Annotated in this window: 13 protein-coding genes; 7 read left to right on the top strand and 6 right to left on the bottom strand. The window is 47.4% G+C overall.

The genetic code is table 11. The annotated features are described in order from the left end of the window. Window positions 1-49 precede the first annotated feature (49 nt). Window positions 50-385 (top strand): hypothetical protein, encoded by a 336-nt coding sequence (locus tag KIT90_RS19645; RefSeq protein WP_009704615.1) that lies wholly within the window; start codon window positions 50-52, stop codon window positions 383-385. A 117-nt stretch (window positions 386-502) separates the two neighbouring features. Then, a complete protein-coding gene (locus tag KIT90_RS19640) occupies window positions 503-799 on the top strand; it encodes a hypothetical protein (protein WP_285378185.1) in 297 nt (98 codons plus the stop codon). 145 nt (window positions 800-944) lie between these two features. On the opposite strand, the gene KIT90_RS19635 is transcribed toward KIT90_RS19640, so the two are convergent. Continuing rightward, entirely contained in the window at window positions 945-1,985 is a 1,041-nt protein-coding gene (locus tag KIT90_RS19635; RefSeq protein WP_285378183.1) for a Preprotein translocase subunit SecY, read from the bottom strand. 407 nt (window positions 1,986-2,392) lie between these two features. On the opposite strand from KIT90_RS19635, the gene KIT90_RS19630 reads away from it, so the two are divergent. Together KIT90_RS19630 and KIT90_RS19625 are read left to right on the top strand one after the other, a co-directional pair. Further along, window positions 2,393-2,854: a hypothetical protein gene (locus KIT90_RS19630; RefSeq protein WP_039985069.1), complete on the top strand. Its 462-nt coding sequence runs from the start codon at window positions 2,393-2,395 to the stop codon at window positions 2,852-2,854. A gap of 92 nt (window positions 2,855-2,946) precedes the next feature. Then, entirely contained in the window at window positions 2,947-3,423 is a 477-nt protein-coding gene (locus KIT90_RS19625; RefSeq protein WP_009702614.1) for a copper chaperone PCu(A)C, read from the top strand. Window positions 3,424-3,535: 112 nt separating this feature from the next. Here the strand turns inward: KIT90_RS19625 and yegD are convergent, their stop codons facing one another. The 3 genes from yegD to KIT90_RS19610 all read right to left on the bottom strand — a co-directional run bounded on the left by yegD (window position 3,536) and on the right by KIT90_RS19610 (window position 6,159). Beyond that, window positions 3,536-4,888, bottom strand: coding sequence for a molecular chaperone (gene yegD / locus KIT90_RS19620; RefSeq protein ID WP_017818724.1), 1,353 nt, complete (start codon window positions 4,886-4,888; stop codon window positions 3,536-3,538). Between the two features lie 87 nt (window positions 4,889-4,975). After that, entirely contained in the window at window positions 4,976-5,602 is a 627-nt protein-coding gene (locus KIT90_RS19615; RefSeq protein ID WP_005439321.1) for a hypothetical protein, read from the bottom strand. A gap of 236 nt (window positions 5,603-5,838) precedes the next feature. Next, window positions 5,839-6,159: a DOPA 4,5-dioxygenase family protein gene (locus tag KIT90_RS19610; RefSeq protein ID WP_005450131.1), complete on the bottom strand. Its 321-nt coding sequence runs from the start codon at window positions 6,157-6,159 to the stop codon at window positions 5,839-5,841. Between the two features lie 593 nt (window positions 6,160-6,752). Here KIT90_RS19610 and pdhA point away from each other — a divergent pair. The 3 genes from pdhA to KIT90_RS19595 are packed head-to-tail and all read left to right on the top strand — an operon-like array spanning window position 6,753 to window position 9,962. After that, window positions 6,753-7,847, top strand: a complete 1,095-nt coding sequence (pdhA, locus tag KIT90_RS19605) for a pyruvate dehydrogenase (acetyl-transferring) E1 component subunit alpha (RefSeq protein ID WP_285378178.1) — start codon at window positions 6,753-6,755, stop codon at window positions 7,845-7,847. Next, window positions 7,840-8,823, top strand: a complete 984-nt coding sequence (locus KIT90_RS19600; protein ID WP_285378176.1) for an alpha-ketoacid dehydrogenase subunit beta — start codon at window positions 7,840-7,842, stop codon at window positions 8,821-8,823. The genes pdhA and KIT90_RS19600 overlap by 8 nt, the downstream gene beginning before the upstream one ends. Then, complete coding sequence (locus tag KIT90_RS19595) at window positions 8,820-9,962, top strand: dihydrolipoamide acetyltransferase family protein (protein ID WP_285378174.1); 1,143 nt, start codon at window positions 8,820-8,822, stop codon at window positions 9,960-9,962. Before KIT90_RS19600 ends, KIT90_RS19595 begins: the two co-directional genes overlap by 4 nt. Before the next feature lie 653 nt (window positions 9,963-10,615). Here the strand turns inward: KIT90_RS19595 and KIT90_RS19590 are convergent. Continuing rightward, window positions 10,616-11,581, bottom strand: coding sequence for an electron transfer flavoprotein subunit alpha/FixB family protein (locus KIT90_RS19590; RefSeq protein WP_285378172.1), 966 nt, complete (start codon window positions 11,579-11,581; stop codon window positions 10,616-10,618). Window positions 11,582-11,592: 11 nt separating this feature from the next. Further along, a complete protein-coding gene (locus KIT90_RS19585; RefSeq protein WP_285378171.1) occupies window positions 11,593-12,342 on the bottom strand; it encodes an electron transfer flavoprotein subunit beta/FixA family protein in 750 nt (249 codons plus the stop codon). Window positions 12,343-12,457: the final 115 nt, after the last annotated feature.

Below are 12,457 nucleotides of genomic sequence, written 5' to 3'. Positions count from 1 at the left end.
TATCTCTATTATCCTTTTTAAATACGTACAACCAAATGAGGGATTAACAATGCGTAAAATGACACTGCCTCTAATTATGCTTTTCGGTGCTTGTGCTTCAGCAAGCAGTTTCGCGGCGACAAACAGCGACAACACACCAGAGCGATTGGAGTCTTTTGAGTGCACAGGCTTAGTAAACAGTTACGACGCAAACTCCCGAACTTTCGTGCTGGCCTGCCAAAACGATCATGGGCCAGAATTCCAAACCAAAACGGTGGTGATTGATACCAATACCCAGCTCGATGGCGTGCAAGAAGCACAATTAGATGGTGCGACGATCGAAGTCGATGGCGTAGTAATTAACGATCAAAATATCGCAAGAGAAATTGAACTCGCGAACGACTAAAGTTCCGAAATTACAACAGAAACTCGCAAGTGTCGCTTCGGCGGCACTTTTCTTTTCCTGCAAACTCACATCACTCAGTTACACTTAATTCATGTTTACACGAAGACGGTAACTGTAATGAACAAACGTAACCTTGCCCTACTTGTTCTCCTATTCGGCGCAACCTCTGCGCACGCAGGTGTGTTGGATCCAGACTGTGATGCAGAAAAAGCAGCTAAAGCAACAGCCACTAAAGCGGTTGTGGGTGTCGGTGGTCGATGCACACCAAAAGAAGCCTTAAAAGACACGACGGTAGAAGCTGGTAAAGAAGCACTGCCAGACGAAGGGCTTGCTGGGAAAGCCGTTGATGCGGCCATGCCAGAGAAAGAAAAAAAACCAATTAAAAACACGACCAAGAAGATCATCACAGATTAATCTCAGTCTGATGTGAATCGATTTGTGTCTATTGGTTTGAAGTGACTATCGGTACAAAGTGGCTATTTGTTTAAAGTGGCCATTAGTTTAAAGTAAATAAAAAGAGCGTCCATGTGGACGCTCTTTTGTTTTTCGTTCGCGATACTTAGGCCGTTTCGGCCTGACCAATCCAGTGGTAATGGTGGTTGGCTTTCTTACCGACTAAACCAAGTTCGGCCAGCTCTTCAAATACTTTGTCGACTTCTTCTGCCGAGAGCCTGAACTGCTTCGCCACTGCTTTTTTGGTGCAAGTAATTTGGTGACCTTTTAACGCATCACTCACCTGCTCTAATAACGTTTTTGGCTCTTCTGGTTCAAGCTCTTGTTGCGTTTCAGGCTCAGCTTCCTCTTTGATATGAGGCAAGTATCCCGCTGGCTCTGGATCAATATCTCGAACGTTTGCTAGCGTTATACCATCGTTACGACGGAAGAAATGGCGGAAGCGGTTCTCTTCACCAATCAAACCCACAAAGAAAGCAGCAAAGAAATCCAACAAGATAGATAAGAACACCACCAAGCCCAACTGCGCTTGAGAAGAAGTCGTTCCAAATGCTTTCGCTAAGCTGTCGATCAGGCCAATCACCGAGCCTTGAGCCACTGGCGGTAAGCTATCTCTCTCTGTTGCCAAACGTTGCTGCTCTTCACGTAGCTTTTTGTTCTGCTCTTGAATGCGCGTTACGCCAGTCGCGATACGCTCCATCTCGATGTACTTTTGCGCCGCCATGTTGTTCAGTTCAATCTGCTTATCGATTGACGCGATCTGACGGTTGTACGCTTCCACTTTCGCTTGTTCTACAGAGATATGACTTTGGGCGCTGTTGGTCGCACTGTTGATGCCACCGATACTGCCGCCAATAGAGATAGCGGCAAGCACCAAATAGAACACTAACGCCGTGAGGGCTCCAGTGTAGTTTCTGTGTGCGCGACGCTCACCGTATTCATACCAAGCGTAAAACTTGCCTGCTTCAAAGATGATGGCCAGACCGCCAAATAGCGCCTGCATCATTGGATTTTCGTCAATCGACAAAAACAGTAAAAGAGAAAAAATAGTCGATGCTAAAATCGCAGCACCGGTAAACGCGTATACGCTCACCATAGCAAATCGACCTTTAGGGTATCGATATCCGATCTGTTGTTCGTATTTCATTGGAGAAATTTCTTAAGATTCCGCAGCCCTTATATGACGGGCGCTTCAAGCAACTACAAAGGTGCGGAGAATACCGTATCCTTTATTAAATTACTGTCATAATTCCGTTAATGGAAAACAAGTGAGGAATAGATAATCAGTTTGAATTGAATCAGTGCGATTCTAGCACGCAAAATCACCAGCTCAATTTGCGACATTCAGCGCACCAATAGGTTTGAAAGCTTTCCGAACGATAAGTCTTTGCGATATGTGTTCTCAGAATAAAAAACCGCAAAACAAATAAAACACACTCACATCACCTTTTTATAAACTCGCGATTACAATTTGATGTTCGTTTGTTACTATCCTGCGCCGAAACATAGTCTTACAGCCAATTAGCGTATCTCCGCTTCATAATAAAAAGTCGTATGGACACACTCAGAACACAGCATGGAAAGAAAGCAATAAGCGCAGTCATGATCATCATCGCTGTGCTGTTTCAGCTGTACCTAACGTCGACTGCGGCACTGAACCCTACGCAAATCCACAGCGAAAACTGGCTAAACCAAGTTCAAGATGAAAAGGTGTTGCTTTGTACCGCTGATGGCTTTAAATGGGTGGATATTAACGAACTGATTGAAGCCAACGCACTGCCCAATTCTGAATTTGTTCAAGATCTTAACCTGCACGATGGGTTTCAGTTTGAATGTCCATTATTGCAAGCGGCGCAATTCTTTATCGCTATCGCGTTCGGTCTGTATCTGACCACGCTCTCTTGGTTACGACGCACCAAGCACGTTTTCACTCCCTATCATTTCGCAGCTTGCGGAAGAAAAGTTTACAAATACGTAGCGCCCAAGCAATCTCCGCCTTGTGTTTTCCACACCTAAATACTCAACGAAGTAGTCGGTAAATAAACATAACGTATTAATCCTATCGAAGAACCGATAGAGAACAGCCAGATTTAAAAAGGAAAACACAAATGATCAAACTGATGAAAACCACAGCCATCGCTCTTGTCGCTTTATTGGCAAGCCCACTCAGCCTTGCTCACGAATACGAAGCAGGCAAGATTCACATCGATCATCCTTGGAGCCGTGAAGCGCCACCAAATGCCCCTGTGATTGGCGGTTTCTTCCAGCTAAGTAACCTAGGTGACGCCGATGACGCGCTGATTGCGGCTTCAACACCGATTGCTGACCGTGTGGAGATTCATACTCACACGAAAGAAGACGGCATGATGAAGATGATTAAGATTGATGAAGTTGTGGTAGAGCCTCAGCAAAAAGTGGAATTCAAGCCAGGCAGCTTCCATCTCATGATCTTCAACCCAACCCAAACGCTAAAAGAAGGCGACCGTTTCCCTGTGACTCTGACGTTCAAAAAAGCAGGTAAAGTGGAAGTAGAAATGGCGGTTGAGAAGAAAGACCACATGGAAAAGCACACGCACCACCATTAATCGCTTAAACGAAAAGAGCCCGCTACTTCAGCGGGCTCTTTTGATTTTGGTACTTAAGACTTTAATTATGTGTACTTGAGAGATTCCCTACTCGCTCATTCCTCGCTCAGTCTTACTTAAAGCAAACCTCTGCCCAGCGCGCTAGGCCAGCAGTGACCGAACCAAAGTAGTTGCCACTCACCACAGGAATGTTTGGCAATACTGTCTGCACTGCATCACGCAAAATAGGCGAACGTGCCGAACCGCCCGTCATAAAGATCGCATCCGGTTTCACGCCCGCTTGCTCTACCGCTTCAGTAACCAAAGCTGTCATCTTATTCTTAGGTGACTCAATCGCTTCAATCATCTCGTCACGTTGAACATCCACTTCAATCAGCTCAGACAACAAGTTAATGCCCGCACGGTAAGTCGCTTGGTCAGACAACGCGACTTTGGCTTCTTCTGCGCGACGCACGATGTTGTAGCCTAGCGACTCATGGTAAACCTCTAACAAACGAGCCAGTTTCTCAGGCTCTTGCGCTTGCTTGTGCAGCAGTTTCAACGCCGATAAGTTTTCACGTGAGTAGAAATCGCTTTGCGCTTCCACATTGTTGATCGCAATTGGGTTCCAGAACTGCGTGGTTGGCATCATGATGCCCGATTCCATCTTGCTCTCCATACCGAATGGGAACATCAGTTGTTTGAACGCCAAGGCGATATCCAAATCGTTACCACCAATACGCTGACCACTGTGCGCCAGCAGACTTGCGGTACGGTCGGCTTTACCTCGCCAAGATGGTCCCATTTGAATCAAAGAACAGTCTGTCGTACCACCACCGATATCGACCACTAGTATGGTTTTATCTTCGGTTAGCGTCGCTTCGTATTCCAGACCTGCGGCTACCGGTTCAAATTGGAATTCGATGTTCTGAAAACCAGCACGTTTTGCTGCTCTAAAAAGAATGCCTTCCGCTTGAATGTTCGCCGTCTCACCGCCACGACCGTGGAAGTTGATCGGACGACCAATCACCGCATCAGTGATAATTTGCTGCGCACTGTTCTCTGCTTGCACTTTGATGTTGTCCATCATGGCGCAAACCAGATCTTCAAAGAAACTCAGCTGAACATCACGCAGACCAGAAGCACCGAGGAAAGACTTTGGTGACTTCACGTAATAGATATCGCGAGGATCTTCCAAGTAGCGATTCAATGCCGCTTGACCAAACGCCATGTCTTCTGGCTCAAGTTCAATACTTTCTTCACGATTAAGGTTGATCGCGCGACGCAAAACCTGCTCACCAACCTGATCGAAAGGTTTGATGCTGCGATGTCGGAACAAGTGTTCAGACACCGATTCACGCGTTGGTGCAGCAAGGGTGGAAGGAATGTAAGGGCTATTCCCTTCAAGGTTTAAAAGTTGCGGTTCACCTTGTTCCATTTTCGCCACCGAACAGTTCGCGGTGCCGTAGTCAAAGCCGATATACATAAGTCCTCCCACTGACGAAAAAAAGGTCGGCAATCCTACCTCAACCTCAGTGGAATTACTACCGCAACTCAATGAAATAAGTGGCGCTTACTCTTTCTCGGTAGGTTCTTTCTTCATTGATGGCAACACAACCGCGAGCAACAAAGCCAAAAGCAGAAATACCGGAGTGAGCGTAAGCCCGTGCCAAATGGAGTATCCGTCGTGGAACAACCAGAAAATGCCGACAGTCAGCAAGTAAGCAAAGTAACTACAGAACACCAAACTAATCGCAACGAAGCGCGTACGATTGATGATTAAGATTCGCACCAAATACTGGCTCATGATCCCCGCGCAGTGCACCGCCATTTGCCAGTTAATGATGAAACACGCCAGTGCGACGAACCCAGATATTACCAAGGCATCGTGCGTGTTGAGAATGAAGTAGCTGCCAAAGCGACTGATGATGACGGAATAATCGCCCTCGTACACTATCGACCAGGAAATGGCGTTTGCCGCAGCGACAAAATTGGCGAAATACGCGATGGCATAAAAGGTAGTTTGAGAGCTGAATGGCTGAAAGACTTCGGAGCAATAGCCCTGCCATTCTTTTTGATTGGACGTCGGTCCAACCCAGTTACGTTTTTTGTTCGGCACTCGCTCTGCAAACGCAGGACCGTTACGAAACAACAACCAGAAAATATACAGCGCAAGTGCGACTAAGAGTATTGTAAGCATACCCTTTCCCCTCCAGAAATGTCCTTTTCCACTGCCAGTGGCGTTGGGGTCGTAAACTGCACTTCCCTGTTTTTGTGCTTAATCTTGTTTTAATGCATTGTTAAACATCATAAATGTACTTAAAACGGCAGTGACTACTTTATCACTACCGTTATTAAGGTTTAGCACACGATGGACGGAATTGCTGAATCTGGATAGACCAAACAGGAGGGAAAGAAACGGTCTACCCAAACGAATTATGCTTCGAGCTTTTCTTCAAACACGCCAAGCTCACGACCTAACCAAATCGCACGCTCGGTATGATCACGCAGCTCGTTGTCACTGACTGGATGAATCAGAACCGAAAAACCGCCACGAATGGTATCAAGCCATGCGATAAACTCATCACTTATCGATTCAACATGCAGCTCAAACATCGGCATCTTATGTGGACCAACCAACTTGCACACTAAAGGGAAAACGCGCAAGACATCTTGGCGTTCTTGACGAATGATCTCATTCAAGGCTTGAGCTTTATCCTGCTGCTGAAGCGGGAAGTAAACATGAATGTGGTACATAACTTCTCCATGCGTATCACTGACTTTCATTAGTCGCCACACTACCTGCATTCAACTATCGAGGGAAGCGACAAATTCAAATCTATCGTCAAAGCGTGACGGAGAGATTAACGTGTTACTGGATCTGCGCGAATATGGTTGATAAATCACTCAACCTGTCGAATTTTACAGCATAATTTTATTACAAATTTCCTGTCAAACTCAGTGATTCCCTTCAACTTCGAAAACGTACAATTCAAAAAAGCAGTGTTTTATCCTAGAAAAGTACGGTGTAAGCGAAACTTTACTGTGGGTTACAACTCAAATTAAAGCATAATTTAACAATTTGTTTACACTTACTGTATCTGGTTATACCAAGATTCATCACTGGATTAGGCGGTGTAAACAGCAGTAATAAATGACGCCTTGTGTTTTACCAGAACACACTTTTGTTAGAGAGACGAGCACCAAAAGCGTCGATAACTATCAAAACAACTGCAATCCTAGGTATGACCTTTTGCGCTGATATCAAAGCCTGAGTACCCATACAGGCTGAGATCGAAACCATGAGCAGCTGCAGTCCAAAAGACCCGCAGCGTCAAAAGGAGCTTGAGATGAACGTTCAGGCATTACCCATGCATCGGTTTATCGACCATGATGGGAACCTCGTCAGCCAACTACCCAACTGGGCTGATCTCGAAACCTTGGTCGGGTTTTACCAAGACATGGTATTAACTCGCACCTACGATAACAAAGCCGTTGCCCTGCAACGCACTGGTAAATTAGGCACCTACCCATCACACCTTGGCTCGGAAGCCGTTGGGATAGCGGTAGGCAGAGCGCTGAAAGCCAGTGATGTGTTTGTTCCTTATTATCGCGATATGCCAGCCATGTGGTGTCGTGGTATAGGAATGGAAAAGAACCTGCAATACTGGGGAGGCGATGAGCGCGGCAGCGACTTCGCTCCTGAAGACAGCCCTTTCCCCAGCAAAGACCTCCCCTTCTGTGTCCCAATCGCAACTCAGTGTACCCATGCCGTTGGTGTTGCGGCAGCACTGAAAATCCAAGGCAATCACGATGCGGCTTTGGTGATGTGCGGCGATGGCGGCACTTCCAAAGGCGACTTCCTTGAATCCATTAACTGTGCGGGCGCATGGAACATCCCATTAGTCTTTGTGGTGAACAATAACCAATGGGCGATCTCCGTACCGCGCAGTTTGCAATGTGCTGCGGAATTTCTCTCAGAAAAAGCGAAAGGTGCTGGCATCCCCGGTATTACGGTGGATGGCAACGATGTCGTCGCGGTGTTTGATGCAACAATGACTGCCCTCGAACGAGCCAGAAAAGGCAAAGGCGCAACGTTAATTGAAGCAATAAGTTACCGCCTGAGCGATCACACCACCGCCGACGACGCGACCCGTTATCGTAACGAGGATGAGGTTCAAACGGCTTGGCAATATGAACCCGTTCGTCGACTTAAAGCCTTTCTCACCAATCAAGGCGTTTGGAGTAACGAGAAAGAACAAGAGTGGCAAGCCCACTGTAAAGAACAAGTAGAACTCGCCGTTGAACGTTATCTCAACATGCCAAATCAAGCACCTGAAACGGGCTTCGATTTCCTTTATGAATCCCTACCCCAAGAGCTTCATGCGCAAAGGGATGAGCTAATCAACAAAGCAATGCGAATGCAGGGAGGGAAACATGGCTGAACTCACGTTAGTTGAAGCAGTGAACCTCGCGCTGCACCATGAAATGGAACACGATCCGAATGTCATCGTCCTTGGCGAAGACGTGGGTGATAACGGCGGTGTATTCCGCGCCACTGTCGGGCTCAAGCAAAAATACGGTCTTAAGCGCGTTATCGATACACCATTAGCCGAAGCACTCATTGGCGGTGTCACTGTCGGTATGGCAACGCAAGGTTTAAGACCTGTGGCAGAGTTTCAATTCCAAGGCTTTGTCTTCCCTGCACTGGAGCATTTAATGTGTCACGCGGCGCGAATGCGAAACCGTACTCGTGGTCGACTCACCTGCCCTGCAGTGTTCCGTGCACCGTTTGGTGGCGGTATTCATGCACCAGAGCACCACTCCGAAAGTGTCGAAGCATTGTTTGCTCACACCGCAGGTTTTAGGGTTGTGATTCCTTCATCACCGCAACGCGCTTATGGTTTGCTCCTAGCAGCCATTCGAAGCAACGATCCGGTAATGTTCTTTGAGCCAAAACGTATCTATCGCACAGTGAAATCTGAAGTGGTGGATAACGGCGAAGCGCTACCTCTCGACACATGCTTTACCCTACGCAAAGGTCGCGACATTACGTTAGTGACTTGGGGAGCGTGTGTTGTCGAATCACTGCAAGCGGCTCAAACGCTGTCCAATCAAGGTATCGAAGTTGAGGTGATTGATTTAGCCAGCATCAAACCCATTGATACCGCGACCATCTTCCGTTCACTTGAGAAAACCGGACGCCTCTTGGTGGTACATGAAGCCAGCAAAACCTGTGGTGTCGGCTCAGAACTGGTAGCCAGAACCGCAGAACATGCCATGTGCCTACTCAAAGCGCCACCAAAACGTGTCACAGGCATGGATACCATCATGCCGTACTACCGCAACGAAGATTATTACATGATTCAGGAAGAAGACATTGTGCTCGCCGCGCGCGAACTCGTGGAGGATTGGAAATGAAGACATTTAACTTACCCGATCTCGGCGAAGGTCTCGCTGAGTCAGAAATTGTGAAATGGCATATCAGTGTCGGCGATATGGTCAAGCTCGATCAAGTGGTGCTTACCGTCGAAACCGCAAAAGCAACCGTGGACGTTCCTGCTCCTTATGGCGGCCGTATCGTGAGTCGTCATGGCGAAGAAGGCGATGTAATCAACATTGGTGCTCTACTTCTGGAAATCGATGAAACGGGAGCAGAGCAAACCGTCTCAGAGCAGAAACAAACTGCCGATGCAGCAACCGTGGTCGGTAATGTATCCCAACATGCGCACAGCGTAAATGTGGACGATTTCTGGATTGGCGGCGAACACAATCCATCGCCAGATAACCTCATCACTGCACTTCCTTCTGCTCGCCTATTAGCGAAGAAACTGGGTGTTGATTTAGACTTGGTCAAAGGCAGCGGTCCGGATGGTTTGATCGTCGATGCCGATATCTACGACGAAGCAGGCAAACAACGCCCCGGTACAGAAGTACTCAAAGGCGCGCGCCGAACCATGGTGTCGACCATGGCGGAATCTCATCACAATGTCGCAGCGGTCACCATTACTGAAGAAGCCGTCTTGGAAGGCTGGAAGGAAGGTGAAGACATCAGTATTCGTCTGGTCCAAGCCATTGTGCATGCGTGTCAGGAAGAGCCGGCCATGAATGCGTGGTTCGATGCCGAAACCATGACGCGTTGTGTCCACAGCACGGTGAATATTGGTATTGCCGTAGACAGCCGACACGGTTTATACGTGCCAGTTCTAAGACACGCTGATGAATACGAGCCTCAAGACGTACGTCGTTGGTTGGACCAAACCGTGCAAGGCATACGTGAGCGTAAGATTGGTCGTGAGCAGTTACAGCACGCCACCATTACGCTTTCGAACTTTGGCGCAATTGCCGGTATTTACGCAACGCCTGTAGTTACGCCGCCACAAGTCGCCATTGTCGGTGCAGGTCGAATCATTGAGAAAGTCGTAATTCGAGACGGACAAGCTGTGGCAGTGAAAGCCATGCCACTTTCGATTACGTTTGACCACCGAGCATGTACCGGCGGTGAAGCAGCAAGGTTCACAAAAGTACTGGCAGAGCACTTGAGAAAACCAAGTGTTTAGGCAACGTTTGGCATGAATAATAAAGGGCTTCCGATTGGAAGCCCTTTTGTTTTGAGAGTGAATTTAAAGAGAGATTCCCTACTCGTTCATTCTTCGCTCTAGGGAATGACGCTGTTTGGTTTTCACTCCACAAAAGCGTCCTAAAAATCTGATTCTTTGTAAGAAACTCTAGCGTGTCATTCCAGCAAGCCCAAGCGCGACTAGGAATCTTATGGCAAAGTGCACTGGAGGGCTTTCATGGCGATATTCCAACCGTGCACTTTGACAATAGATTCTGAATCACACTCGTTCCTCGCTGTTCAGAATGACGACTTAAAGTAGTAAGCAAGAAAGAGATTTTCTGCCCGTTCATTCTCCATTCTAAGGAATTACGCTGTTTGGTTTGCACTCAACAAGAATCACCTCAAGAATCTGATTTTCATAAGGAAAATCTAGCGCGTCATTCCTGCAAGCCTAGGCGCGACTAGGAATCTAATGACAACGAAAGCTGAAGCACCTTTATAGCAACAAACCAACCGTGCACTTTGACAATAGATTCTGAATCACGCTCGTTCCTCGCTGTTCAGAATGACGACTTAAAATAGTGAGCAAGAATAAAATTCCCTACTCGCTCATTCTTCGCTCTAGGGAACGGCGCCCTACAAATACCGAAATTAAACCTTCTCCAACAACTCCGGCATAATCTCAAACAAATCGCCAACCAAACCATAGTCTGCGACTTGGAAGATTGGTGCTTCTGGATCACTGTTGATCGCCACAATTACCTTGGAATCTTTCATCCCTGCCAAATGCTGAATGGCTCCGGAAATACCCACGGCAATGTACAGTTGAGGCGCGACAATCTTACCCGTTTGCCCAACTTGCAAATCGTTAGAAACAAAGCCTGCGTCTACCGCAGCGCGTGATGCACCAATTGCACCACCAAGCTTATCGGCCAGTTGTTCCACCAGCGCGAAATTCTCTTTGCTGCCTAACCCACGACCACCAGAGACAACAACGTTTGCTGCTGGTAGCTCTGGTCTTTCGCTTTCTGCTTTTTGCTGTGAAACAAACTCGCTGTGCTCACCCTTAATGACCGTTTCTAACGTCACGACATTCTCGACTACTGGTGAGTCAGACACCGCAATTGCGTCAAACGCTGAGCTTCGAATCGTCATTACTTTGGTTGTATCGTCCGAACGAACTCTGGCTAACGCATTACCGGCATAGATAGGGCGAACAACCGTATCGAGCGATTCAATTGCAATCACATCTGACAGTTGCCCAACATCCAGTAGGGCTGCAACACGAGGCATCAAGTTCTTACCGAAAGTACTCGCAGGGGCAAGGATATGCGAATAGTCCCGACCAACTTCGGCAATCAAGGTAGACAAGTTTTCTGCCAATGCATGCTGATATTCAGCAGCATCAATAGCGATGATCTGCGAGATACCTTGCACACACTTCAACTCATTCAATACTGAGCTACATTGGTGTCCGACTAACAAGGCGGTAACAGGCAAAGAGACACCGTCTTGTTGAATTTGAGAAGCTGCACTCAACGCTCGTAGCGTATCTGCTGAAAGTGATTGGTTATCGTGTTCTACAACGACCAAGGTTGCTAACGGTTTATTTTCCATGGTTATGCCTCCTAAATCACTTTCGCTTCATTTTTGAGCTTGTCGACTAACTCGTTCACACTGCCAACCATCTCACCAGCTTTACGGGCAGGCGGCGTCATGACTTCCAGCACTTGCTGAGAGCGTTCGACACTCACACCAAAAAAGTCTGGCGTCATAACTGATAGCGGCTTCTTCTTCGCTTTCATGATATTCGGTAGCGAGGCGTAACGCGGTTCATTCAAACGCAAATCCGTACTGATGATCGCAGGCAGATCCAGTTTGAGCGTTTCTAAGCCACCGTCGATTTCTCGAGTAACTAGAACCGTTTCCCCTTCTACTTTCACTTCCGATGCAAATGTCCCTTGTGGACGATTCGTCAGTGCTGCCATCATTTGCGCGACTTGGTTGTTATCCGTATCGATTGACTGTTTACCCAACAACACCAGTTGAGCCTGTTCTTGCTCCATCACAGCTTTGAGTAACTTCGCGACCGCAAGCGGTTCTGGTGACTGTTCAACATCAATATGAATCGCACGATCCGCACCTAATGCGAGCGCTGAGCGCAATTGTTCCTGACAACTGGTGTCACCAATCGACACCACCAACACCTCCTCTGCTACCCCAGCTTCTTTAAGGCGTACTGCCTCTTCCACCGCAATTTCACAGAATGGGTTCATCGTCATTTTCACGTTGTTGGTTTCCACACCGGAACCATCAGATTTCACTCTTACTTTAACGTAAGGGTCAATTACACGTTTAATCGCAACCAGTACTTTCACATTCCCTCCTAGCAGATCGCAAAGCGATACGCGTCCTAGCAATTGGGTCATGCGTGACAAAGATTGGTGTTAAAGCTCAGCTTTTTCATTACCTTGCTAACAAAAAATGCATTGT

Source organism: Vibrio sp. B172a (assembly GCF_030248355.1).
Taxonomy (GTDB): domain Bacteria; phylum Pseudomonadota; class Gammaproteobacteria; order Enterobacterales; family Vibrionaceae; genus Vibrio; species Vibrio owensii.
Note: the sequence above shows the minus strand (reverse complement) of the source record. Positions and strands in the feature narration are given on the sequence as shown.

What these genes read in the sequence shown, in the direction of transcription:
- KIT90_RS19595 (WP_285378174.1), top strand. Translation starts at nt 8,820, where the DNA reads ATGAAGACATTTAACTTACCCGATCTCGGCGAAGGTCTCGCTGAGTCA.
- KIT90_RS19600 (WP_285378176.1), top strand. Translation starts at nt 7,840, where the DNA reads ATGGCTGAACTCACGTTAGTTGAAGCAGTGAACCTCGCGCTGCACCAT.
- KIT90_RS19645 (WP_009704615.1), top strand. Translation starts at nt 50, where the DNA reads ATGCGTAAAATGACACTGCCTCTAATTATGCTTTTCGGTGCTTGTGCT.
- yegD (WP_017818724.1), bottom strand. Translation starts at nt 4,888, where the DNA reads ATGTATATCGGCTTTGACTACGGCACCGCGAACTGTTCGGTGGCGAAA.
- KIT90_RS19630 (WP_039985069.1), top strand. Translation starts at nt 2,393, where the DNA reads ATGGACACACTCAGAACACAGCATGGAAAGAAAGCAATAAGCGCAGTC.
- KIT90_RS19640 (WP_285378185.1), top strand. Translation starts at nt 503, where the DNA reads ATGAACAAACGTAACCTTGCCCTACTTGTTCTCCTATTCGGCGCAACC.
- KIT90_RS19635 (WP_285378183.1), bottom strand. Translation starts at nt 1,985, where the DNA reads ATGAAATACGAACAACAGATCGGATATCGATACCCTAAAGGTCGATTT.
- KIT90_RS19625 (WP_009702614.1), top strand. Translation starts at nt 2,947, where the DNA reads ATGATCAAACTGATGAAAACCACAGCCATCGCTCTTGTCGCTTTATTG.
- pdhA (WP_285378178.1), top strand. Translation starts at nt 6,753, where the DNA reads ATGAACGTTCAGGCATTACCCATGCATCGGTTTATCGACCATGATGGG.
- KIT90_RS19615 (WP_005439321.1), bottom strand. Translation starts at nt 5,602, where the DNA reads ATGCTTACAATACTCTTAGTCGCACTTGCGCTGTATATTTTCTGGTTG.
- KIT90_RS19590 (WP_285378172.1), bottom strand. Translation starts at nt 11,581, where the DNA reads ATGGAAAATAAACCGTTAGCAACCTTGGTCGTTGTAGAACACGATAAC.
- KIT90_RS19610 (WP_005450131.1), bottom strand. Translation starts at nt 6,159, where the DNA reads ATGTACCACATTCATGTTTACTTCCCGCTTCAGCAGCAGGATAAAGCT.